The sequence below is a fragment of the Streptomyces angustmyceticus genome (genome assembly GCF_019933235.1).
Taxonomy (GTDB): Bacteria; Actinomycetota; Actinomycetes; order Streptomycetales; family Streptomycetaceae; genus Streptomyces; species Streptomyces angustmyceticus.
On sequence record NZ_CP082945.1, the window covers coordinates 7,454,193 to 7,477,086 of the forward strand.

21 protein-coding genes are annotated in these 22,894 nt (G+C 71.4%); 9 read left to right on the top strand and 12 right to left on the bottom strand.

The window, feature by feature from the left end:
• Positions 1 to 33 precede the first annotated feature (33 nt).
• Both K7396_RS33145 and K7396_RS33150 read right to left on the bottom strand, forming a co-directional pair.
• On the bottom strand, positions 34 to 1,239 hold the full coding sequence (locus tag K7396_RS33145) for an acetyl-CoA C-acetyltransferase (protein ID WP_152104481.1): 1,206 nt from the start codon (positions 1,237 to 1,239) through the stop codon (positions 34 to 36).
• A 103-nt stretch (positions 1,240 to 1,342) separates the two neighbouring features.
• Positions 1,343 to 2,491 carry a CaiB/BaiF CoA transferase family protein gene (locus tag K7396_RS33150; protein ID WP_086715035.1) on the bottom strand — a complete coding sequence of 383 codons (1,149 nt, stop codon included), beginning with the start codon at positions 2,489 to 2,491 and terminating at the stop codon, positions 1,343 to 1,345.
• Positions 2,492 to 3,270: 779 nt separating this feature from the next.
• Between K7396_RS33150 and fabG the strand changes: the two genes are divergently transcribed.
• The gene (gene fabG / locus K7396_RS33155; protein WP_086715033.1) at positions 3,271 to 4,032 is read left to right on the top strand and encodes a 3-oxoacyl-ACP reductase FabG; all 762 of its coding nucleotides are present in this window, start codon (positions 3,271 to 3,273) and stop codon (positions 4,030 to 4,032) included.
• Positions 4,029 to 6,035, top strand: coding sequence for an AMP-dependent synthetase/ligase (locus K7396_RS33160; protein WP_086715031.1), 2,007 nt, complete (start codon positions 4,029 to 4,031; stop codon positions 6,033 to 6,035). The genes fabG and K7396_RS33160 overlap by 4 nt, the downstream gene beginning before the upstream one ends.
• A gap of 145 nt (positions 6,036 to 6,180) precedes the next feature.
• Here the strand turns inward: K7396_RS33160 and K7396_RS33165 are convergent, their stop codons facing one another.
• Together K7396_RS33165 and K7396_RS33170 are read right to left on the bottom strand one after the other, a co-directional pair.
• A complete protein-coding gene (locus K7396_RS33165) occupies positions 6,181 to 7,323 on the bottom strand; it encodes a serine hydrolase domain-containing protein (RefSeq protein ID WP_086715029.1) in 1,143 nt (380 codons plus the stop codon).
• Positions 7,324 to 7,766: 443 nt separating this feature from the next.
• On the bottom strand, positions 7,767 to 8,525 hold the full coding sequence (locus K7396_RS33170; protein ID WP_086715027.1) for a class I SAM-dependent methyltransferase: 759 nt from the start codon (positions 8,523 to 8,525) through the stop codon (positions 7,767 to 7,769).
• A gap of 221 nt (positions 8,526 to 8,746) precedes the next feature.
• Between K7396_RS33170 and K7396_RS33175 the strand changes: the two genes are divergently transcribed.
• Positions 8,747 to 9,286, top strand: a complete 540-nt coding sequence (locus K7396_RS33175; protein WP_086715025.1) for a hypothetical protein — start codon at positions 8,747 to 8,749, stop codon at positions 9,284 to 9,286.
• Positions 9,287 to 9,307: 21 nt separating this feature from the next.
• Here K7396_RS33175 and K7396_RS33180 read toward each other — a convergent pair whose 3' ends face one another.
• Together K7396_RS33180 and K7396_RS33185 are read right to left on the bottom strand one after the other, a co-directional pair.
• Positions 9,308 to 9,505 (bottom strand): helix-turn-helix domain-containing protein, encoded by a 198-nt coding sequence (locus K7396_RS33180; RefSeq protein ID WP_373866903.1) that lies wholly within the window; start codon positions 9,503 to 9,505, stop codon positions 9,308 to 9,310.
• 40 nt (positions 9,506 to 9,545) lie between these two features.
• Positions 9,546 to 10,703 carry a serine hydrolase domain-containing protein gene (locus K7396_RS33185; RefSeq protein ID WP_086715023.1) on the bottom strand — a complete coding sequence of 386 codons (1,158 nt, stop codon included), beginning with the start codon at positions 10,701 to 10,703 and terminating at the stop codon, positions 9,546 to 9,548.
• Positions 10,704 to 10,880: 177 nt separating this feature from the next.
• Here K7396_RS33185 and K7396_RS33190 point away from each other — a divergent pair, with 177 nt between their 5' ends.
• Positions 10,881 to 11,549, top strand: a complete 669-nt coding sequence (locus K7396_RS33190) for a hypothetical protein (RefSeq protein WP_174886888.1) — start codon at positions 10,881 to 10,883, stop codon at positions 11,547 to 11,549.
• Here K7396_RS33190 and K7396_RS33195 read toward each other — a convergent pair.
• Both K7396_RS33195 and K7396_RS33200 read right to left on the bottom strand, forming a co-directional pair.
• Positions 11,546 to 12,532 carry an IS481 family transposase gene (locus tag K7396_RS33195; protein WP_086715021.1) on the bottom strand — a complete coding sequence of 329 codons (987 nt, stop codon included), beginning with the start codon at positions 12,530 to 12,532 and terminating at the stop codon, positions 11,546 to 11,548. The genes K7396_RS33190 and K7396_RS33195 overlap by 4 nt on opposite strands.
• 87 nt (positions 12,533 to 12,619) lie before the next feature.
• On the bottom strand, positions 12,620 to 12,985 hold the full coding sequence (locus tag K7396_RS33200; protein WP_086715019.1) for a VOC family protein: 366 nt from the start codon (positions 12,983 to 12,985) through the stop codon (positions 12,620 to 12,622).
• A gap of 96 nt (positions 12,986 to 13,081) precedes the next feature.
• On the opposite strand from K7396_RS33200, the gene K7396_RS33205 reads away from it, so the two are divergent.
• Together K7396_RS33205 and K7396_RS33210 are read left to right on the top strand one after the other, a co-directional pair.
• Positions 13,082 to 14,047: a helix-turn-helix transcriptional regulator gene (locus K7396_RS33205; RefSeq protein WP_086715018.1), complete on the top strand. Its 966-nt coding sequence runs from the start codon at positions 13,082 to 13,084 to the stop codon at positions 14,045 to 14,047.
• Positions 14,048 to 14,365: 318 nt separating this feature from the next.
• Entirely contained in the window at positions 14,366 to 15,958 is a 1,593-nt protein-coding gene (locus tag K7396_RS33210) for an alpha/beta hydrolase (protein ID WP_223660284.1), read from the top strand.
• Positions 15,959 to 16,103: 145 nt separating this feature from the next.
• Here K7396_RS33210 and K7396_RS33215 read toward each other — a convergent pair whose 3' ends face one another.
• A complete protein-coding gene (locus tag K7396_RS33215; protein WP_086715014.1) occupies positions 16,104 to 16,571 on the bottom strand; it encodes a VOC family protein in 468 nt (155 codons plus the stop codon).
• Between the two features lie 482 nt (positions 16,572 to 17,053).
• On the opposite strand from K7396_RS33215, the gene K7396_RS33220 reads away from it, so the two are divergent.
• Together K7396_RS33220 and K7396_RS33230 are read left to right on the top strand one after the other, a co-directional pair.
• Entirely contained in the window at positions 17,054 to 17,740 is a 687-nt protein-coding gene (locus tag K7396_RS33220; protein ID WP_086721649.1) for an HdeD family acid-resistance protein, read from the top strand.
• A 465-nt stretch (positions 17,741 to 18,205) separates the two neighbouring features.
• Positions 18,206 to 18,730, top strand: coding sequence for a MarR family winged helix-turn-helix transcriptional regulator (locus tag K7396_RS33230; protein WP_152104480.1), 525 nt, complete (start codon positions 18,206 to 18,208; stop codon positions 18,728 to 18,730).
• A gap of 88 nt (positions 18,731 to 18,818) precedes the next feature.
• Here the strand turns inward: K7396_RS33230 and K7396_RS33235 are convergent, their stop codons facing one another.
• Entirely contained in the window at positions 18,819 to 19,502 is a 684-nt protein-coding gene (locus K7396_RS33235) for a DUF4142 domain-containing protein (RefSeq protein WP_208629235.1), read from the bottom strand.
• 189 nt (positions 19,503 to 19,691) lie between these two features.
• Positions 19,692 to 20,183, bottom strand: coding sequence for a MarR family winged helix-turn-helix transcriptional regulator (locus K7396_RS33240; protein ID WP_086721866.1), 492 nt, complete (start codon positions 20,181 to 20,183; stop codon positions 19,692 to 19,694).
• A gap of 110 nt (positions 20,184 to 20,293) precedes the next feature.
• Here K7396_RS33240 and K7396_RS33245 point away from each other — a divergent pair, with 110 nt between their 5' ends.
• Entirely contained in the window at positions 20,294 to 21,040 is a 747-nt protein-coding gene (locus K7396_RS33245) for a dienelactone hydrolase family protein (protein WP_152104479.1), read from the top strand.
• A gap of 132 nt (positions 21,041 to 21,172) precedes the next feature.
• Here K7396_RS33245 and K7396_RS33250 read toward each other — a convergent pair whose 3' ends face one another.
• Positions 21,173 to 22,891 carry a PKD domain-containing protein gene (locus tag K7396_RS33250; RefSeq protein WP_223660285.1) on the bottom strand — a complete coding sequence of 573 codons (1,719 nt, stop codon included), beginning with the start codon at positions 22,889 to 22,891 and terminating at the stop codon, positions 21,173 to 21,175.
• Positions 22,892 to 22,894: the final 3 nt, after the last annotated feature.

Sequence of the window (22,894 nt, forward strand, 5' to 3'; positions counted from 1 at the left end):
GGTGGCGGACGGCGGGGCGGGCGGAGCGGGCGGTCACAGCCGCTCGATGACGGTGGCGATGCCCATCCCGCCGCCGACGCACAGCGTGACGAGGGCGCGGCGGGCCTGACGGCGCTCCAGTTCGTCGACGACGGTGCCGACGAGCATCGCTCCGGTGGCTCCCATGGGATGCCCCATCGCGATGGCGCCGCCGTTGACGTTGACCTTCTCCATCGGCACGCCCAGCTCCTTGACGAACTTCAACACCACCGAGGCGAACGCCTCGTTGAGCTCGAAGAGGTCGATGTCGTCGAGGGTGAGCCCGGCCAGGTCGAGCACCTTGCGGGTCGCCGGGGCCGGTCCGGTCAGCATGATCAGGGGGTCGGTGCCGGTCAGGGCGGCGGCCACGATCCGGGCGCGCGGCGTGAGGTCGAGAGCGGCGCCGGCCCGCTCGCTGCCGATCAGCACCAGGGACGCCCCGTCGACGATGCCGGAGGAGTTCCCGGGGGTGTGCACATGCTCGATCCGCTCCACCCAGTGGTACTTCTGCAGGGCGATCGCGTCGTAGAGGGCACCCGGCGCCGCGAACGACGCGGGCAGCGCGCCGAGCCCGCTCAAGGTGGTGTCCGGCCGCACCAGTTCGTCGTGGTCCAGCACCGGCACGCCGTGGTCCACCACCGGGACGACGGACTTGGCGAAGTAGCCGCCGGACCACGCGGCCGCGGCACGCTGCTGCGACCGCAGCGCGTAGGCGTCCACGTCCTCGCGGGTGAAGCCCTCCATGGTGGCGATCAGGTCGGCGCTGACGCCCTGCGGCACGAAGGCGCCCTTGCGGCTGGTCTCCGGGTCGAAGGCCCACGGGCCGCCGTCCGAGCCCATGGGCACCCGCGACATCGACTCCACACCGCCGGCCACGATCAGCTCGTCCCAGCCGGAACGCACCCGCGCCGCGGCCGTGTTGACCGCCTCCAGGCCCGAGGAGCAGTAGCGGTTGAGCTGGACGCCGCAGACCGTGTCGGGCAGGCCCGCGGCCAGCGCCGCCGCCTTCGCGATGTTGCCGCCCTGGTCGCCGACCGGCATGACGGAGCCCAGGACGAGGTCGTCGATCGCCGCCGGGTCCAGGTCGGGGTGCCGGCGCAGCAGCTCGTCGATCAGGCCGGTCAGCAAGGTGATGGGTTTGGTGCCGTGGAGGGCGCCGCTCTTCTTGCCGCGCCCGCGCGGGGTGCGGATCGCTTCGTAGAGGAATGCCTCGGTGGTCATGGAAGGTCCCTTGTCCGGGGGATGGATGGAAGAGAGAAGGAAGAGAGGGAGGGGCGGAGGGGCGTGGGCGATGCGACGCGCGGCCGCCGCCCGCTGGGTGCGTTCACCCGGCGGACGAGGCGGCGGCCACCACGCCGGCGGCCAGGAGCTCCTCCGTCTCCGCGGCCGAGTAGCCCGCCTCGGCGAGCACCGCGGCCGTGGCGTCGCCGGGCCGGGCGGCCCGGGTCGGCGGTGCGCACGGGGTGTCGCCGAAGCGGGGCGCCGGCGCGTGCTGCACCAGCCCCTCGCAGGTCACGAAGCTCTCGCGGGCCGCGAAGTGCGGATGCCGGGGAGCCTCCTCCAGGGAGAGGACCGGCGCGAAGCAGGCGTCGACGTCCTCGAACACCGCACACCACTCGTCGCGGGTGCGCTGCCGGACCACCTCGGCGATCCGCTTCTTGTACTCCGGCCAGCGGCTCCGGTCCCACGCGTCGGCGAAGTCGGCCGGGTCCAGCCCCAGGGCCCGGTACATCGCCTGCTGGAACTGCGGCTCGACCGCACCGAAACTCACATGGCGGCCGTCGGCGGTCTCGTACGTGTCGTAGAAGTGCGCACCGCCGTCCAGCCAGTTGGTGCCCGCCCCGGGCAGCCAACTGCCCTGCTGGCTGAGGCCGTAGAAGATGCCCATCAGCTGCGCCACGCCGTCGGCCATCGCCGCGTCCACCACCTGACCGCGGCCGGTGGTGGTGCGCGCCTGCAGCGCGGCGAGGATCCCGACGGCCAGCAGCATGCCCCCGCCGCCGAAGTCGGCGAGCAGGTTGAGCGGAATCACCGGGCCGCTGCCCGGCCGTCCGATGGCCGACAACGCCCCCGACAGTGCCGTGTAGTTGATGTCATGGCCGGCCGCGTGAGCCAGCGGCCCGGTCTGTCCCCAGCCCGTCATCCGCCCGTAGATCAGGCGCGGGTTGGTGTCGAGACACGGCTCGGGACCCAACCCCAGCCGCTCCATGACACCGGGCCGGAAGCCCTCGATGAGCACATCGGCGCGGTCGGTCAGCCGCTGCGCCACCGCGCGGCCTTCGGGGGCCTTCAGATCGACGGCGACCGACCGCCGGCTGCGGCCCAGGATGACGTCGTCGAACGGGCGGTCCACTTCGGCCGGCCGGTCGATCCGTACGACCCGGGCGCCGAGATCCGCCAGGACCGTCGCACAGAACGGCCCGGGGCCCTGAGCACCGATTTCGACTACCTGCAGACCGGTCAACGGCCCCATGCGCGCCTCCTTGCGCTGCGCCGCGGAGACCTCGCTCACGGGACGCCCGAGTGCCCCGCGGCACGCCCGGGACGGCACAGGGCGCCGGCCGGACGAGGCGGGATGTCGGAGGTCTGCTCCCGGTCCGTCACGGACCGGCGGGACGCCGGCCCACGGGAAGGAGGGAGCGGTGAGGGGAGGTCCGCCGCGGATGTGCGGATGGGTTCCCGCGCGGTGGCGGGACGGGACGCGACCCCGGGACTCCGTAGGGCACATGGTGCGCACGGGCTCTACGCCCGGAGGAATCCCGCGGTGGGTGACCGCCCGCTCGGCGGGCGCCGCTGGCCACAGTGTTAACGGCGATCAGCGCCGGTGTCCAGCGAACCGGTGCCGTGGCAGCCGTCACATCGCAGGCATCCGCTCCGGCCCGCCCCGCGGGAGTCCGGCCCGCCGTGGAGGCCGCACTACGAACCAACAGGCAAGTGTCACAAGGGAGTTGCGTCCCGCAGGACACTTCCCCGGCCCCGCCCGGCGGACCGCAGGAGCCGGACCGAAGCCCCCGGGGCCGCACCGGCGACCGTCGCCCCGACCAGTGGTCCTACGGATGCGGTGCCCCGCCCCCGGACCGTTGGATGCAGGGAGCGCGGCGGTGCCGCCCCGGGTGACGGTGGCAGCGCCGCGCACACGCCGTGCACCACCCCACCTGTGCCGGGCACCCCGCTGGCCGCCCGGCCCCGCTCGCCGTACCGAGCGGCTCACCGCACCGCCCTGGACCACAGGGCCCTCCCGGGAGGAACACCATGCCGGACCCGTCCCACCGCGTAGCCGTTGTCACCGGCGGTGCCCGAGGCATCGGCGCCGCCACCGCCAGACGCCTCGCCGCCGACGGCATGTCCGTCGCGGTCCTGGACCTCGACGCCGCCGCCTGCGAGCCCGTGGTCGCCGCCATCACCGCGGCCGGCGGCCGGGCCCTGGCCGTCGCGGCGGACGTCTCCGACACCGACCAGGTCGACGCCGCCACGGCCCGGATCGCCGGCGCACTCGGCCCGCCGACGGTGCTGGTCAACAACGCGGGCGTGCTGCGCGACAACCTCCTGCACAAGATGTCGGAGGCCGACTGGGAGACGGTCATGGGCGTCCATCTGCGCGGGGCCTTCCTGATGACCCGGGCGGCCCAGCGGTACATGACCGAGCAGCGCTGGGGCCGGATCGTGAACCTGTCCTCGACCTCGGCCCGCGGAAACCGGGGGCAGGCCAACTACGCGGCGGCCAAGGCGGGACTCCAGGGATTCACCAGGACGCTCGCCGTGGAGCTGGGCAAGTTCAACATCACCGCCAACGCGGTCGCCCCGGGCTTCGTCGTCACCGAGATGACCCGCGCCACCGCGGCCCGCGTGGGCGCCGACTTCGAGGAACTGCGGGCGCACATGGCCGGGCTGATACCCGTCGCGCGGGTCGGCGAGCCCGAGGACATCGCCCACGCGGTGTCCTTCCTGGTGGGGGAGGAGGCCGGCTTTGTCTCCGGCCAGGTCCTCTACGTCTCGGGCGGTCCGCAGGGATGAGCGTCCCGGGCACCCACCCCGCCGGCGCAGCGAACCCGGCGCCCCCGCAACCGTCCGCAGCCGGCCGCGCGGCGCCGCGCGGCCGCAGAGAGGTGACCGTGAACCTTCCGCCGACCGACGGGGACCGCCCGGTCTCCCTCGCCCATCTCTTCCTCTCCCGCGTCGCCGCCACCCCGGGGGCGGAGGCGTACCGCTCCCCCGTGCCCACCGGACCGGGCGGTGGCGAGGAGCCGTGGCAGTCGCTGACCTGGGAGCAGACGGGGCAGCGCGTACGGGCCGTCGCCGCCGGACTGCTGTCCCTGGGCATCGGCGCCGAGGACCGGGTGGCGATCGCCTCCGGTACCCGCCTGGAGTGGATCCTCGCCGACCTGGGCATCCTGTGCGCCGGCGCGGCCACCACCACCGTCTACCCCAGCACCGACGCCGACGAGACCGCGTACATCCTGGCCGACTCCGGCAGCCGCGTGCTCTTCGCCGAGGACGCCGGGAAGGCGGCCAAGGCCCTCGCCCACCGTGCCGAACTGCCCGCGCTGGCCGCGGTGGTTACCTTCGACCCCGTGCCGGTGCCCGATGACGACGGACCGGCCGCGGCGCTCCCGGTGCTCTCCCTCGCCGACCTGGAACGGCGCGGCGCGGACCACCTGCGCGCGTACCCCGAAGCCGTCGAGCAGGCCGTCGCCGCCATCGACCGGGAGCACCTGGCCACCCTCATCTATACCTCCGGCACCACCGGCCGGCCCAAGGGCGTACGGCTGGTGCACGACTGCTGGGCCTTCCAGGCACAGGCCGCCCGCGACCTGGGCCTGCTCACCACGGCCGACCTGGAGTACGCCTGGCTGCCCATGGCCCACGCCTTCGGCAAGAACCTGCTGTGCGGTCAGATCGCCGTGGGTTACGCCCTGGCGGTGGACGGCCGGCTCGACCGGATGACCGCCAACCTGCAGCGACTCCGGCCGACCCTGATGGCCGCGGTGCCCCGGGTCTTCGAGAAGATCTACAACTCGCTGGCCGCCGAGGCGCGCGGCCAAGGCGGCCTGCGGCGGCGGGTCTTCGACTGGGCAGCCCGGGTGGCCCGCGACTACGCCGCGGCCGCCCAGGAGCGGGGAGCCGAACACGGCGGCGGCATGGAAGCCGGCCGCCGCCTGGTGCCGTTCCCGCTCGCCGCCCGGCACGCCCTCGCCGACCGGCTGGTCTACGCCGGCGTCCGCGACCTCTTCGGCGGCCGGATGCGGGGCTGCCCCACCGGCAGCGCGCCGCTCGCCCCCGACATCGGCCGGTTCTTCAGCGGCGCCGGGATACCGGTCCTGGAGGGGTACGGGCTGACCGAGTCGGCGTGCGGGGCGTCCATGAGCCTGGCGGAGTTCCGTACCGGCACGGCAGGCCGGCCGCTGCCCGGGGTCGAGGTGCGCATCGCCGACGACGGGGAGATCCTGATGCGCGGCCCGAACATCATGCGCGGCTACCACAACCTCCCCGAGCGGACGGCCGAAGTCCTCGACCCCGACGGCTGGTTCCACACCGGTGACCTCGGGGAACTCACGCCCGACGGCTATCTCCGCATCACCGGCCGCATCAAGGAACTGATCAAGACCTCCGGCGGCAAGTACGTCGCCCCGCTGGAGATCGAGAGCCGCTTCAAGGGCGTCTGCCCGTACGTCTCCCACATCGTCGTCATCGGGGACCACCGCAACTTCTGCACCGCCCTGGTCACCCTCGACGAGGCGTCGATCATGTCCTGGGCGAAGTCCCGTGGAACGACCGGCCGTTCGTATGCCGAGGTGTGTGCCGCGGACGAGACCCACGCGCTCGTGGGGCAGTACATCGGCCAGGTCAACGCCGGCCTCCAGCGCTGGCAGACGATCAAGAAATTCGCCGTGCTGCACCGGGACTTCGACCTCGCCCACGGGGAGCTGACCCCCAGCATGAAGGTCCGGCGGCCCCAGGTCGAACGCAGCTTCGCCGACCGGATCGAGGCCATGTACGAGGGCGCCCGGGAGCGTTGAGCCGGGCCGGAGGCGGCGGGCACCGGAACCGTTCCGGCGCCCGCCGCCTTTGGCCTGCCCGCGTCCGAGAGCCCGCGGCCCGCGGATCCGGTGTCCCCGGGGAGCCGCCCGGCACGGCACCCCGGAGCCCGCCGGGCCGGACCTCTCAGCCGAGCAGCGTGCCGTAGACGGCCGCGAGGAGCTTCATACAGCGGTCGTCCGTGGTCGCGCCGTGGTCCACCATGCGGTTGGGGACATAGGCGAACGCCATCCCGGCGTCGCGGTCGACGAGGCAGGCGGAGCCGCCCGCCCCGCCCCAGAACCCGACGCGGGCGTGGGGCGAGACGGGCAGGCTGTCACTGGGCAGCGCGAACCCCAGCCCCCAGCGGACCGGGAACTGCAGGATGCGGTCGAGCCCGTCCGTCTGGGTCACGAACACCGCGTCGCAGGTGGCCTCCGACAACAGCCGCACGCCCCGCGCCTCGCCGCCGCCCGCCAGTACGGACTGGATCGCCGCGATCGCGTACGCGTTTCCGTGCCCGTTGAACGCGGGAAGTTCCGCCTCCCGCCATTCCGTGGTCCAGGCGACCTTGTGACCGGTCTCGTAGATCGGCGGATTGTTGAGGGCCCGCACCATCGGATGGTCCATGGGCACGCCCTCCGCTATCACCGGCGGAGGAATGACGGGGGACACCCGGTGGTGCTGTTCCCGGGGCAGACCGATATGGAAATCGGCGCCGAGCGGGCGGGCGATTTCCCGGGCGAGAAAGGTGCCCAGGCTCAGGCCGGTGATCCGGCGGACCACTTCGCCGACGAGGTGCCCCTGGGTGTAGCCGTGGTAGCCGCTCGCCGTGCCGGGCTCCCAGCGGGGCGTCTGCCGGGCGAGGAGGGCGGTGGACTTCCGCCAGTCGTAGACGTCCTCGAAGGTCACCGGCTCGTCCCAGGCCGGCAGCCCGGCGGAGTGCGCGAGCAGGTGCCGGACCAGTACGTTCTCCTTGCCGGCCTGGGCGAACTCCGGCCAGTACCGCGCGACCGGGGCATCGAGGTCGAGCGTGCCGCGGTCGGCCAGCACCAGTGCGCACAGGGCCGTGACCGTCTTGGTGGTGGAGAAGACGTTGGTGAGGGTGTCGCGCTGCCACGGGCGGGTGCGGGCCTCGTCGGCATGGCCGCCCCAGAGGTTCACCACCGGCTCGCCCGCCAGAAACACGGCGACGGACGCCCCCACGTCCGTGCCGTTCGCCAGATTCTCCCGGAACAATTCCTCGAGGGCGGAGAACCGCGCGTCACAGGAGCCATATATGTCGTTCATGCCGGCCAACTTAAAGGCGGCAGACTGCCGTTGCACGGGGCAGGGGGCGGTAATTCGGAAATGGAGTAGCCCTTGCTCACCGCCCCCACCCGGAAAAGACGATGCCGTCCTACATTTCGTCGATCAGTTCCGTCAGCCGCTGGGTGAGTTCGGTGACGGCGGAGCGCTGTTCGGGGCCGAGGTCGCGAGAGGCGCGCAACTGCCCCTCGCGCCCGTAGCTCGACACCCATCCCCTCGACGACGCCCAGCGCGCCGCCATCGAGCGAGGCAACGCCGAAACGCTCTTCCCGCGGCTGGCCGCCTGAGCCCGGGGAGGGGGAGGCCCGCCCACCCAAGGCGGGCCCGCACGGACCGGGCACTCAGGGATGAACGCCTACGGACGAGCACCTACGGATGAGCGCTCGGCAACGAGTACGCACGGGCAGCTCCTCGCGAACGCCCCCTCAGGGACGGGCGGCCACCAGCAGATCGACCACATAGCGCTCCTCCACCATGCCCGCCGGGAAGAGCTCGTGCAGGCGGGCGTGCTCGTCGGTGAGGAACGCCTGCGCGGCAGCCTCGCCGAGGACGAGAAACGCCGAGTGGCTGCTGATATTGGCGAGATGCGTCTCCAGGGAGACGGTCCGCCCCCAGCGCACCTGCCGCCGCGCGACACGGAGCCCGGACAGCCCCGCGAGCCGCACGGCGTCGTCGTCCGGAAGGGCTGCGGACGTCCGCTTGCCCCCGCAGTGCCGGGCGATGCGTTCGTGCTGCGCGGCGATCCACGGCACATCGAGGGCGTGGGTGTTCCACCAGACCGCCAAAGCCCCCTCCGGACGCAGCACGCGCAGCGCCTCGGGGACGGAGCGGCCGGTGTCCGTCCAGTGCCAGGACTGCGCATACGTGACCAGGTCGCAGGAGGCATCGGCGAGCGGCAGGGCATTGCCGTCGCCCCGGACGACCGGCACGTCGGGGAGAGCGCCGCGGAACTGCGCGGCCATGCCGTCGCCCGGCTCGACGGCGAGAACGTCGGCGCCGCGTCCCCGTAAGAGGGCGGTGGCGATGCCCGTGCCCGCACCGACGTCGGCGACGCGGGCCCCGGCGAGGGGGCGGCCCATGAACTCCTCGACGGCGTCCAGGAGAGCGGGCGGGTAGGAGGGCCGGTTCGCGGCGTACCGGGCCGCCGCCGTGTTGAACGAGTGGGCACGCGAAAGAGAGGTCATCCCTCCATCCTCACCTACTGCCCACCGCCCCCGGCCCTTCTCCGACGGGCGCTCGTACGCCATCTGACGCGGTGTGCCCTTCGCCCGTCCGGGTCGACCGTGCCGCCGTGGAAACCTGACCGCCCGCCCTTCCCGCGGGCCGCTCGCCGCGGCGGTTAGGGTGCGCACCAGGTGCCCGGGCGGCAGTCGGACCGCCGGGCCTGCCCGGAACGGAGCGCAAGGTGACACTCTCGCCCTCGGTGCGAAAAGGGATCTGGATCGCACCCCTTCTGCTGGCGATTCTGGGTATCGGCGTGGCGGTCGTCGTGGGCATCGCGGATGCCAGCCCCACCGAGCAGACCGAACCGGCCACCTCCGGCAGCCCGCTGCTCACCGAGGTCGGCGAGCAGATCGCGCTGCCGGCGCGGACCTGGACGGCTTCCGGCACCCACACCGCACAGGGCTATACGACCGAGGCGGCCAGGACCATCAGCGTCGAGGGCATGAAGGCCGACTGCGACAACATCAACCTCAACAAGAAACTGGCCGCCGACTTCCGCAGCGACGTGTTCGGCCCCGGCATGAAGGGCTTCTTCTACAAGTGCCAACGGGTCGGCTCGGGCACCAACAAGTACTGGTTCACCCTCAGTTCCGCGCACCGCGCCCAGATCGACAAGCTCTGCGATCCCCGCACCACGTACGCGCTCGTCCACGACGCGCAGCACCGGACTTACTGGATCGACAAGCCCTTCACCTGCACCAGCCGCGTCGGCCCGTCGTAGCGCGTCGCCCCGGCGCACCGCTCACCGGCCCCCGGATCCCCCGTCGGGCGTGAGGTACGCGCCCGGTGGCACACCGACCGCCCGCCGGAACGCCGCGACGAAGGCGCTCGGGGAGGCATAGCCGACCCGCGCGGCGACCGCCGCCACCGTGGCGCCGCCGGCCAGCAGCGGCATCGCGGCCCGGAGCCGGACGCGGGTGCGCCACTGCCCGAACGGCACCCAGCGCCCGGGCAGCGGAGTGCCCCCGCCCCCGGCGTCGTCAGGCGATGGCGGCCTCGTGGACCGCCTTCGACAGGCGGGCGTTTTCCGGGGCGGCGCCGCCCGGGAAGGCGAAGCGGCGGCGGGTGTAGCCGTAGGCGAGGCCCGAGCGGGGGTCGCCGAAGGCGAGGGAGCCGGCGGCGCCGCTGTGGCCGAAGGTGTTCGCGGCGAGGGCGGGGAACAGCACGCTGACGGCCTCGAAGCCCAGGGCGAAGGTGCTCGGGTTGTGGAAGACCAGGTCGGTGCCGGCCGAATGGATGCGGGAGAACTCGGCGGTCGTCTCGGGCTTGAGCAAAGCGCCCAGGCCGTGGAACGCGCCGATGGCCGCGGCGTACATCCCGGCGATGCCGCGCGCGTTGCCCACACCGCCGACCGAGGCCGGGCTCTTGGCCAGCGAGGCGTCGGAGTTGACGAACGCGGTCAGGTCGAAGGCGGGGTCGGCGCTGCGATTGAAGGCGATGCCGACGAGGCTGTGGCGGCCGCCCGCGTTCGCGGTCAGCTCGGCGAGCTGCTCGGGTGTCGGCAGCATCGGCAGCACGTCGCGGTGCCGGGCCCGCTCGGACTCGGGAAGCCCCAGGAAGAAGTCGAGGGCGTACGGTGCGCGGACCCGCTCCTCGTAGATCTCCTGGATGGAGCGGCCGGTGGTCCGCCGTACGACCTCCCCGGTGAGCGCGCCGATCACCAGGGCGTGATAGCCGTGGCCGACGCCCGGCTGCCAGAACGGCCGCTGCCCGGCGAGCCGTTCGGCGATCACGCGGTCGTCGGCGAGTTCCTCCGAGGTGAAGCCGTCGTCCGCGCCGATGACGCCGGAGCGGTGCGCGAGCAGCTCGCGCAGGGTCAGCGCGCCCTTGCCCTCGGCGGCGAACTCGGGCCAGTAGTCGGCGACCCTGCGGTCGAGCTCCAGGACACCGTCCTGCACGAGCAGCGCGACCACCAGGTGCGCGGCGCCCTTGGTGGTGGAGAAGACTCCGGTCAGCGAGTCCCCGGTGACGTCTCCCGCCCACAGGTCCACCACCAGCTCGCCGTCCTTGTACGCGGCGAGCTGCGCGCCCGGGTCGTGCTCCTCCTCCGCGACGAACGCGGCGAACTCCTCGCGCACGCCCTCGTAGCCCTCGGCGACGGTGCCGTGGACGGTGGTGCCGGCCGTGTCGTTCGACATGTGTTTCCCCTCGTGTCCCACTCATCGGTGCCGTGCGTCGGCGCGCTGCCTACGGAAGAGACCAACCGGCGGCCGGGGCCGGTCATTCCCGCCGTACGGAAGATCCGGAGCCGCCTGGTGCCAGGGGGAGGAGGAAGAGGAGAAGGCCAGGGGAGAGACACGTGCAAGACTGCTGTGATGACTGTGCACCTCATCTCCGTCATAGGAAGCAGCCCAGGTGTCGGGAAGTCCACCCTGTGCCGTGCGGTGGCCGGTTTCCTCGCCGAGGACGGCGCATCGGTCGACCATTTCGAGGAGGCCGACATCCTCACCCGGCCGGCTTTCCGGCCCGTGGCGGAGGAGTTCGCCGAAGGAGCTTCCGGCGTCCGGCCCGCGACCCTGGTCGACTGCACTCGCACCTACATCGCGGAGTCGCTGGCGGCGGGCAGGGACTACCTGGTGACGGACGCCCTGGTGCCGTTCCTCCCGTCGCTGGTGGCCTGGGGCCACGACGAGGCGGCACTCGTCCACGTCATGGCAGAGCTGACCCGTGCCGTGGAGCCGGCCCGGGTCACCGTGGTGTATGTCCACGACGACCCGGAGACGGCGCTGCGGCGCGCTGTCGAGCGGGAGGGTGCCGCCTGGGCGGACTGGTACGTGCGGAAGCTCGCTGGTTCCCCCGGCACCCAGGCCGTTCATGACCTCGCGTCGGCCGCCGCACATCTCCGATCCGAGGCCGACCTGACCCGCCGCCTCCTCGCGCGGACCCCGTGGGACGTACTGACCGTGGACGTAGGAAAGCTCGATGCTCAGGAGGCGTACGCCTATGCCCGCCGTCACCTGACGGACGCACGGGAATGGTCCTAGGTGTACTGACCGGGGACGTTAGTCAATCGTGTGAACGGCGGCTGACTGCCACACGCGGTGTGCGGACGGTGATGGTTGTACTGGTGGAGCCAGCCGGACAGTGCGTCTCGTCGTTCTTGCTCGCTGGTGTAGCAGCGGGCGTAGGCCCAGCCGTCGGCCATGGTGCGGTGGAAGCGCTCGACCTTCCCGTTGGTCTGCGGACGGTAAGGGCGCGTGAACTTCGGCGTGATCGACAGCGCGTCGCACGTGTCCCGCCACAGGTTTGACCGATAGGCACCTCCGTTGTCCGAGAGCACCCTCTCGATGGTGACGCCGCGCGCGGCGAACCACTCCACCGCGCTGTGCAGCACGCTGACTGCGGTCATGGACGTCTCGTCATCGCGGACCTCGGCGTATGCGACGCGAGAGTGGTCATCGATGACGGTGTGCACAAATGCGTATCCGAGCTTCGGGTCGCCGTAGGCGTTGCGTGACTTGCCAGGAGTCGCGGAGCGGTGTTTTTCGCCTTGGCGGCGACCGACGTAGCGCCAGCCGCCGCCGTCGGGGATGTTCCCGAGCTTCTTCACGTCCACGTGCACCAGCGATCCCGCATGGTCGTGCTCATACCGGCGGACGGGCTCGCCGGACGCGCGGTCGACGTAGGCGAGTCGGTTCAGGCGGGCCGATCGCAGGATTCGGTGCACTGTCGACGGGGCGATGTTGAGTCTCGCAGCGAGCTGGACCGGCCCTTCCCGCAGACGTAGTCGTAGGCTGACGCACCTCTTCGTCACGGTCTTGGGTGTCTTGGCCGGCGAGCTCCGCGGTCGTGAGGATCGGTCCTGCATGGACTCGTCTGCGAGGTAGCGGTCGAGCCAGCGCTTCACGGTCGGCCAGGACACCTGGAACCGGGCCGCGACTTCGCTGATGGGCCAGCCGTCGTCAGCGACGAGTCGAGCGACTTTCAGACGGTGGCGCGGTGTGAGGGCCGCGTTCGTATGGGACATTTCTGAGCTCCTGGACAGGCCGAAGGGCCGGCCATGGTGTGTGGCCGGCCCTTCAGCTTGGAGACATGTGGGTAGGGATTGTGCGGCTCAGTCGACTGGGGAGACTCGGATGAGGTTGCCGTCGGGGTCTGTGATCACGAACGTGCGGCCGAAGACAGCAGCGTGCGGCTCCTGCACGACGTGGACTCCCTTCGAGGCCCAACTCGTGAAGATCTCGTCGATCGCCTCCGGTGGCCCCGGCACCATGAGTCCGATCTCGGTCGTACGAGGGGTGCTCGGGACCGCGTGCTCGCTGTAGCCCGTCCACAGCGCGAACAGGACACCGGGGGCAGCTTCGAAAGCTACGTAGTGGGGACTGGTGAAGGTCGGTTCGATCTCGAACAGGTCACTGTAGAAGGCGGTGGCGGCCTCGGTGTCGCGGACGCCGATCAGGAACAGGTTCGGTGTGGGCATGGAGCGCTCCTCAATTCGTTGATTACTCGGTACAGCACCCAGTGGATCGCCCCATCGCGACAGAACCTGTCATCTTTTCTGAGAACATGGGTCAGCATGAAGGCTTCAAGGCTCTTGCATCTCCTGTTGCTCCTGCAGACCCGCCAGCGGCTCACTACGACGGAGCTCGCCGCGCGTCTTGAGGTGTCCCGGCGTACTGTGCTGCGGGATGTCGAGGCGCTCTCGACAGCGGGTGTGCCCGTCTATGCCGAACGCGGGCGTAACGGCGGGATCGTCCTGCTCCCCAGCGCACGGCTCAACGCATCCCATCTGGAACCACCAGAGCTGGAGGCCCTCTCCGTAGCTGGCTTGGACAGCGCACAACGTGAGCGAATGGGCCTGTCTGCGGTGTGGGAGTCGGCGGAGCGCAAGATCGCCGCTCGCCAGGCTGCAGCACCTGAGTCGCCGAGCCCGCTGCGGCTGGCGGACCTGGTGCTTGTCGACAGCGCCGCGTGGTTTGCTGCCCCCGAGGCAGCGGTCGATGTATCGGATCTGGCCTCGGCCCTGCGACACTGTCGACGCCTTCGAATCCAGTACCGGCGCAGCGCCGAGAGCCATGCTTCGACACGGGTGGTTGACCCGTACGGGATCGTGGCGAAATCAGGTCGCTGGTATCTCGTCGCCGATGACCAGGGGGACAGCCGGCTGCTCGCTCTGGAACGACTTTCGGCCTTCGAACAACTCGACGCGCCAGCCGTACTCCAAGCAGACGAAAGCCTCCGCACCAGATGGGCCGCGTTGAAGAAACGCACCGAGGGGCAAGATCGTGTGAGCGTGACCATCCGCCTGCCGGAAAATGGCCTCGATCTGGCGCGACGCATCCTCGGCACCCGCATCCACCATGTCTCCGCCCCGGAAATCGGCTCGCGCGTCGTCATCGTGCGCTACCCCGAGATCGAGTCGGTGCGTCAGCTCCTCCAGTTCGGCGACCACATCGAGGTGCTCGCCCCAGAGGCGGCCCGCACACGCATCAGTCAGCTCGCCAGGGACCTGGCTGACAGACACTCAACCCCCGCAGCCTGATTGCCGATCAGAACTCCTGCTCTCAATCAACGTCTCCGGTCAGTACACCTAGGCGCGTGGGTGTACTTGGTCATCCGCAGCCGCGGGAGCGTAGCCGGAGGCGTCGCGCACTCCCGGGGAAATGGCGCGATCCGGCATGGGTGAAGCCCCACCGGCCGGCGCGGAGGGAAGATACGGCACACCACGTACGACTCCAGGACCATTTGCCCGGCGGTCCGTCCGCCCACGGTTGGACACACTGTGACCCATGGGAGGGATTCGTCCCAACTGCCTTGTGCGCAAGGGTGAGTGCGTCCCACACGTACTGACCCGAAGGGCATGACTTACGTGCGAAGCAGACGAATAGCCCCCGTTCTGGCGGTGAGTGCGCTCGCGGCACTGGTTCCGGCGGTCACGCCGGCGACCGCCTCCGCCGCGGCGCGCTCGTTACCGCGGTACGCCCAGCAGAAGCCCGCCTGGCACCGCTGCGGCAGCGCCACCCCGGCCGCCTTCCAATGCGCCACTCTCAAGGTTCCGCTGGACTACAGCCGCCCGGACGGCAAGAAGATCGACCTCGCGATATCGCGCATCAAGGCGAGCAGCACCGCCGAGCGCCGAGGCGTGCTGCTGCTCAACCCCGGCGGGCCGGGCGGGTCGGGACTCGACCTGCCGGTGTCGATGGGGGCCGAGATCCCCAAGTCCGTGACGAAGAAGTACGACCTCATCGGCTTTGACCCGCGGGGCGTCGGCGAGAGCTCGCCGGTCGGCTGCGGGCTGACCGCCGAGGAGGAGAACTGGCAGCGCCCCTACAAGGCCGCGACGTACGCCAAGGACGTCAAGTGGGCCCGGACCGTGGCCCGGAAGTGCGACGCCAAGCAGGGCGACACGCTGCGCCACATCACCACCCGCAACACCGCCCGCGACATGGACGCGATCCGCGCCGCGCTGGGCGAGAAGAAGATCTCCTACCTCGGGTACTCGTACGGCACCTACCTCGGCGCCGTCTACACCCAGATGTTTCCGCGGCGCACCGACCGCTTAGTCCTCGACAGCGCCATCGACCCCGCGCGTGTCTGGCGCGGCATGATGCAGGTCTGGTCGGAGGGCAGCGAGCCCGCGTTCACGAGGTGGAGCAAGTGGACCGCCCAGCGGAACGCCACCTACAAGCTGGGCAGCACCCCGGACAAGGTCCGCAAGACATTCTGGGATCTGGTCGCCCGGGCGAACCGGAAGCCGATCATTTTCCACGGCACCCCGTTGAGCGGCGACGACATCCGTGCGGGCCGCGCCATGTTCTTCAGCGTGCGCGAGGCGGCCGAGACGGTCGTCGACCTGAAGAAGGCCGCGGCGGCCAAGAACCAGACCGTCACCCCGGGCACCGGCAAGCGCGAGCGGCCCGCGCCGCCGGCGTTCGGCCGGGCCGTGCCCTCGGACAACACCACCGCCGCCTTCTGGTCGGTCGTCTGCGGCGACACCCGCGCCTGGCCGCGCGACCCCGAGCAGTACCGCCGCGACGCGATCCGGGACAAGGCCAAGTACCCCCTGTACGGCGACTTCGCGTCCACCATCAAGCCGTGCGCGTTCTGGAAGAAGAACGGCAGCGAACCCGCCACCACCATCGACAACAAGGTCGGCGTCCTCACCCTGCAGAACGAGTGGGACCCCCAGACGCCCCTGTCCAGCGGCCTCGGTATGCACCGGGCCCTGAAGGGTTCGAGGATGGTCATGGTCGCCGGGGGCGTCGGACACGGCATCTACGGTTCCAAGTCGTGCGCCGACAAGACGGCCACCGCGTACCTGACCACGGGCAGGCTCCCGGCGAAGGACGTGGTCTGCCAGGCACCGGCGCCCGCACGGGAGAGCAGCAGCGGCGTGGCACATCTGCCGCTTCCCGCGCCGCCGGGTCTGCCGGGGATGCCCGGCCGTTCTTGAGCCGGCGATGCGCCGATGCGCCGGTTCGCCGGTTCGGTGACTTGGTGAGCCGTCGCCCCACAGGAAGCATTGAGGCGAGTTGAGGTGACGTGGGGCTGCTGCCGAGCGGGGCGGGCCCCACGTCGCGTCGGCTCTGGTGGCCCGGCTATCCGGCACTGTCGTCGGTGCGGGCGTAGATGCCCTTGAGCATGCCGGTGGCCTGGCCGACCTCGATGAGGTGGCCGTCGGGGTCGCGCAGGTAGCAGCGGAGTTCGGCCCGCCGGTCGATGGGCGGCGTCAGGAACTCGGCGCCCTTTGCGCTCCATTGGGCGTAACAGGTCTCGATGTCGGCGACCCGCAGATTGATGAAGGCGGAGACGGTGCGCGGGTCGTCGGGCGGGACCAGTGTGATGTCCGGCTTGTCGGGGGTCGGGCCGCCGCCCGGGTTCATGATGATCCAGCTGTTGGCGAGCCGCACGATGCACGGATTCTCCGCCAGGACCACCTGCCCGCCGATCACCTCGCTGTAGAACCGGCGCGATCGCGCCACGTCGCGCACCGTCAGGAAGTGGGTCACCAGCAGCCCCTCGTCCGGGGCGGGCAGGCCGTCGTCGGGAAGACCGTCGTTGTCCATGCCATGCCTCTCTCGGCCGGTTGCGATCCCGCGGCTTTCCGCGGCATTTACGACGTCGGCGCCGCGATATCCACGGCATCGGCGCCGCGATATCCACGGGATCGGCGCCGCGATATCCAGGGCATCGGAGCCCCGACATCCCCGGCGTCGGCGTCGCGCGCCGCCATGAGCACCGTGATGTGCACAGCCCCGCGAGGAGAGAGGCCGAAGAAGACAACCGGCACCTCGGCGAGGGCGGTCGGCCCCATGGTGCCTCCGGCGCTCGGGGCCTCTGCTTTCCATGCAATCCCGTCACCGAGCGTGCTGCAACCCATCGGCGCACGGCCGGCGCGCGATGGGCCGTTCTGCCTGGTCGGGGCGCGGGTGGGCGGGTTGTGGCGATGGTGCGGGCCCGGGAGCGTCTGCCGGGCGGGACGGGGCCGGGCGGGTGACGATGGAACTGGAACGATCCACCGTGCTCTTCCGTGGAGGAGGCAGACGGCATGACACACCCCACCGATTCCTCAGGCACCGGTCCTCCGCGCGACACCGGGACGCGAGAGGTCTCTCCGGACGAGGGCCTGACCGCCCTGGCGAACATGGGCTGGCAATTCCTGCTCACCACGGGCCTGGCCGCGATCGCCCTGGGTGTCATCGCGCTGGCCTGGCCGAGTCAGACCCTGCGGGTCGTCGGCGTGCTCTTCGGCATCTATCTGTTGGCCATCGGTGTCTTTCAGCTGGCGGCCGCCTTCGGGACGCATGTCCCTCGGCATCTGCGGGTGCTGCATTTCGTCACGGGCGCGATCTCCGTCCTGCTGGGCCTGGTCTGCTTCCGGGGCACCCTGGAGTCGATCCTGCTGCTCGCGCTGTGGATCGGCTTCGGCTGGCTGATCCGCGGCATCATGATGACCGCCACGGCGGCCTCCGGCGAGGGCATCCCGGCGCGCGGCTGGCAGGTGTTCCTGGGCATCCTCACGACGCTGGCGGGCATCGTGCTGATCGTGTTGCCGTTCGGCTCGATCGCCGCGCTGACCTTCGTGGTCGGCATCATGGCCATCGTCCTGGGCGCGGTCGAGGTCTTCCACGCGCTCAAGTTGCGCGCCGAAATCGGCCGGCACCTCACCTCGGGTCCCGCTCCCAAGCGGCGGACCCTGTTCCACTCCGGCCCTCGTCCCCACCCTCAGCACTGATCCCAGGGGAGCCCCCACAACACCGTCGACGAGGCCCTCGTCAAGGAGCTCTACGCCCTGGACGCCGACATCCTCCGTGATCCCGGGGACTCCTCACCGGTCCTCGTCCCCCGTGCCCGCACTACGCCCTGAGGGGGCACGGTCCTGCGCGGGGACGGCCTGGCCTCCACCGGGACACGCTAGTAAGGTAAGGCTTGCCTAATTAGGAGGTCTCGATGGCGGCAAGTCGCCGCGCCCCCGCCCGGCCGCCCGCGGACGCCGCCGCCCCGCCCGGACACGTGGCCGCGATCATCGCCGCCGCTCCGGCCGCCGTGGCCCTCTACACGCCTCCGCCGCCTCCGTCGCCTGCCCCACCGCCACCGGCGTCTTCGTCACCGCCGCCACCTGCGTTCCTGCCGCCCCGTCCCGGCCCTCGCGGGGCGGCCGAGTGAATGCGCGGGGAACGGAGGACGATAAAAAGGGGGGATGGCCGAGCGTGAAGCCCCCGCGGGGGACGTGGATGATGTGGACGCGGTGACCCGTGCGGTGCTCACGGCGTCGAGATTGCTGGTGGCGGTGTCCGCCCGCTCGCTGGCGGAGGTCGAAGAGCGGGTGACGCTGCCGCAGTTCCGGATGCTGGTGGTCCTCTCCACGCGCGGCTCCGCCAAGCTGGTCGTCCTCGCCGAGCTGCTCCAGGTCGCCCCCTCGACCGCGATGCGGATGGTGGACCGGCTCATCGTGGCGGGCCTGGCGGACCGGCAGACCAACCCCGCCAACCGGCGCGAGACCGTCCTGCGGCTCACCGACGAGGGGCGCCGCGCCGTGGAGAACGTCACCCGCCGGCGCCGCGCCGAGATCAGCGCGATCGTCGAACGGCTCGCCCCCGACCAGCGCACGGCCCTCATCAAGGCCCTGGCCGCGCTCAACGAGGCGGGCGGTGAACCGCCCGCGGAGGAAGCGGAGTTGCACCCCCTGGGGTGGGTCGACGCCCCGGCGCGGCGCGGTGCGTGAGGCCGGTGCCGCCCGACTTCGGGGGAGGAGCGCCGCGCCATCGGCCGCCCGGCGCCGGCTGATTCCCGCGGTCGCCGCCACCCGCCGCTCACTTGGGAATCGTCGAGGCGACGTCGTCGAGCGTGGCGTCGGTGACCAGGCCGGTGTCCTCCAGCACGCTCATATGGTCCTGGACGGTGTTGTTGGTCTGGGTGGCCAGGCGCCGGATCAGCGAGTTCTTGGTCGCGGCGCGGACCTCGCCGATGGTGATGAAGATCTTGCCGTGGGAGGCGCGCAACAGGTCCACGAAGAGCTGGTCGAACTCCCGGCCCCGGGCGTTCTTCAACTGCTTCACCCAGCCCTGCTGTTCGGCGGTGGCCTGGTCGGGAATCGGCACGTTCAGCGCCTCGGAGTCCTCACGGGCCAGCTCGTCGAGCGTGCTGTGCCCTTCGAGCAGGTGCATCCCGGCGCGCTTGATGGATTCGCTGGACGCGTGCGTCTGGGCGAGTCGGCCCGCCGGCATCTCCCACAGCCCGGCCTGCCGGACCTTGGTGAGGAAGACCTTGTCCAGCGCGCTGACCGCACCCGCGTTGGCGGGCTGACCGGACGGGGGCCCGGCGTGGCCGGCGTGTGCCGCCGGGAGATTGGCCGAGACCGACTCACCGGCGGCACTGTCTCTCTGGTAGAGCCAGACGGAGGCGGTGGCGACGACCGCCAGTACGGCGGCCGTGATGGTGAGCAGCCGACCACGGCCGGCCGGCTGCTTGGCGTTCCGGGCGTGCGACTTCATCATGCCTCCTGAAGGGCGCGACAAGGCCCCTGGGGGCGCTGTGGCGCAGTGGGCTGCTGGGGCATGAGCCACGCTAATCTTTGCACCAGGCAAACGAATCGATTCAGCGATGATGCGCAAAAGCGGGTGGCGCTCGCACGCCGTCCGCTACGATCCTGCCTTCGTCTCCGGAGGCCCGCGACTCCCCGGCGGCTACGCCGGGTCGGCGGTCCCCGTGTGGTGGTCCAGCAGGCGGATGAGCAACTCCACCAACTGGTCGCGTTCGGCCGGACTCAGCGGTGCGAGCAGTTCGTCGTGGAGGCCGTCCAGGACCGTGTCGAGACGGCGCAGGTGGCGGCGGCCGCGGGCGGAGATCGTGATGATGTTGCGGCGCCGGTCGCCGGGGTCCGGCGCCCGCTCGACGAGGGCGCGTTCGGCCAGTTCGTTGAGTACGCCGACCATGTCGCTGCGGTAGATGCCGGTGCGCTCGCTCAGCTCCGCCTGGCTGCCGGGCCCGAGGTCCTGCAGTGAGGCGAGTACGGCGTAGTGCCACTTGCGGGCGTCGACCCGGGCCAGCCCCTCGTTGATCAGCCGGTCGGACCGCACGGTCAGCTGCGACAGCAGCCGGCTCGCCCGTCGGCGCAGTCTGTCGGGCGTCCTGGGCGCTCCGCCCTCGGGCAGGTCAGCGGCTTGGGCTCCGGTCATGGCGGCCATCCTACCCATTGCGTTAGTCCGACTAACGATGTACGTTCACCCGCACTCCGAAACGTTAGTGAAACCAACGTTGTTGGGGTGAACCTCATGGAAGGAAGAACGTGCCCATCACGACGCTGCAGATCCCCACCCCGGACGGCCGGGCCGACGCGTTCGCCGCCCACCCCGACGACGGCGAGCGGCACCCCGCGGTGCTGATGTACCCGGACGCCTTCGGCATCCGGCCCGTGCTGCGGGAGATGGCCCGCGAACTGGCCGATCACGGTTACTACGTGCTCGTCCCCCACATCTTCCACCGGCACGGCCCGGCACCGCTGGTCGAACTTCCCGAGCACATCGGAGAAGAGGCCCGGACCGCACTCGTCGCGCAGCTGATGCCCTTGATCGAGGCGCACACCACCGAACGCATCGTCAGTGACGCCGACGCCTACCTCAGGTTCCTCACCACCCGGCCCGAGGTCGCCGCCGGGCCGGTCGCGGTGACCGGCTACTGCATCGGCGGCCTCCTGGCGATGCGCACCGCCGCCGCCCACCCCGGCCGGGTGGCCGCCGTCGCCGGATTCCACGGCCCCGTGGTCGCCGGCGGACCCGACAGTCGGCGCAGCCTCCTCGCCACGCTCACCGCCCAGGTCCACCTCGGGCACGCCGAGAGCGACATGACGCCGGAGGCCCTCGGCGAGCTCAACCGGGCCCTGGACGCCGCGGGCGTGGCCCACACCTCCGAGATCTACCCCGGCACCCTCCACGGCTTCACCATGGCCGACACCGACGCCTTCCACCCCGAAGCCCTGCAGCGCCACTGGGACCGTCTGCTCCCCCTCCTCGCCCGCACCCTCGGCGACAGCTGAGGCCCCGGCCCGCATTCCGGGTCAGGGGTGAAGCGGACCGGCGGGCGGCCCGCCTTCGCGGGCCGCCCGCCGGTCAACGACTCCAGTCGACTCCAGTCGACTCCAGTCGCCTCCGGTCGACTTCAGTCGGCTTCAGCCGGCGACGAGGGCCCGGCCGGCCTCGACCAGGACCTGCCCTCCGTCCGGCCCGCTCATCACGACCCGTGGCAGCCACGGCCCTCCACGGTCGTACACATGGGTGACGGCCGGCTCGCTGGTCTCCTGCTGCGTACCGTCACCGAAGTACCAGTGGTAGCGGTACCCGGCCGGCGGCTTTCCGCCCACCGTCACCGACAGGGGCACCTCACCGCCGACGCGCGCGCTCCCGGGAACGTGCAACCGGGCCCGGGGCCCCTGCCGGGGAAGGCCGAACCATGCGCGCACACTCGGGTTGAGGAGAAAGGCGTCGGCGTACTGCCGGGCGCCCGCGATGTCGGGGTGCGCGACCGCCGCCGTCAGGCACTGCGCAGGAGTCGCGCTCAGCTCGGGGCAGGCGCGCGTGCGCAGCGGGAACGCCGGGTCGGTCACCGGCGTGTTCCAGACCTTGGAGTCCCGGGTGAGCAGGGCGTTGTCCACGGTGAACAGCCCGTCGGCGGCAACGGCGTACGCACCGTCGGTGGACGCCTCGTTGGCGGCATCCGCCGCCTGGTGGTAGGCGGCGTTGGCCAGTTGGGTGTACTGCTCGTAGCGCCCGGCCACGCCCCCGAGGGCGCCCCGGCAGGAGGCCAGCCGCGCCCCGGTGACGCCCGGGACCGAGCAGGTCTTCACCGGGACCGGAGAACTGCTGCGGCTCAGCGCGTAGTAGAAGTCGGCCACGAGCACCTTCGGGTGCCCCGGCAGGGAGTGCGCCTTCTCGATCGCCGCCCGCATCCCGCGCCCGCCGTATCCGACCTTCGCGCCGCTGAAGTACGGCACGTCCTTCGCGGGGTTCTCCGCCGCCGCGCCGACGCCGGAGCACTCGCGCCGCACCGCCTTGGGCAGGTCCTCCGAGCCCGGGGTGATACCGGCGCCGATGCCGAAGAAGGGATCGAGATCATTGATGCACCCGTTGATCACGACCAGATCGAGGCCGTAGCCGCCCGCCCGGGCCTGCGCCCCCGCCTTCTCCAATTGGCAGAACACATCGGGAGTCTGCTGGGTGACCTCACCGAACTCCATCTCCCCGTCGCCGTCCGGGTCCTGCTTCTCCGTCGTACGGAGACAGTCCGCGTCGTTGTTGCCCGCGGGCAGATCGGGCGCGTCGAGCACCGCGCCGGAGATCGCGTAATCCATGACCTGCCGGCCCCGGCCGGTCTCCCGGCCGAGCGACTGCCCCGTCAGATAGGGGAACTTCTGGTCGTGGTCCAGCCCTTGCCCCCAGACCACGGAGTCGCCGACGGACGCCACCCGCACCGGGTCGCACCCCCGGCGGATCGTGTCCCGCCAGACCTTGCCGTAGCGGCCGGACGCGTGACCGCCGCCGGACGAGGCGGCGATGCGAGCATCGATCTGCAGGGCGGTCTCGGCCGCGGGCACCCGGTCGTACGGAATGCTGAACTCCGCCGTGCCGACCGTGGCGCCCATGTCGAGCCTCCCGCCGGCCAGTTGCTCCTCACCGGCACGCACCCGCCACTCCACGGTGGCACCGGACTTCGCCGCGGCGGGGTCGTAGATCTCCACCCGGCCGCGTACGGGCCCGCTGCACACCGGATTCGGCGTCATGTCCACGTCCAGGACGAGGGGGAACGCCGCCCCCGGCAGGACGCCGCCCCGCGCCACGGCGGGACCCGCGCCGAGGAGCTGCCCCAGGAGCACGGCAACCGCGCCGATCACCGC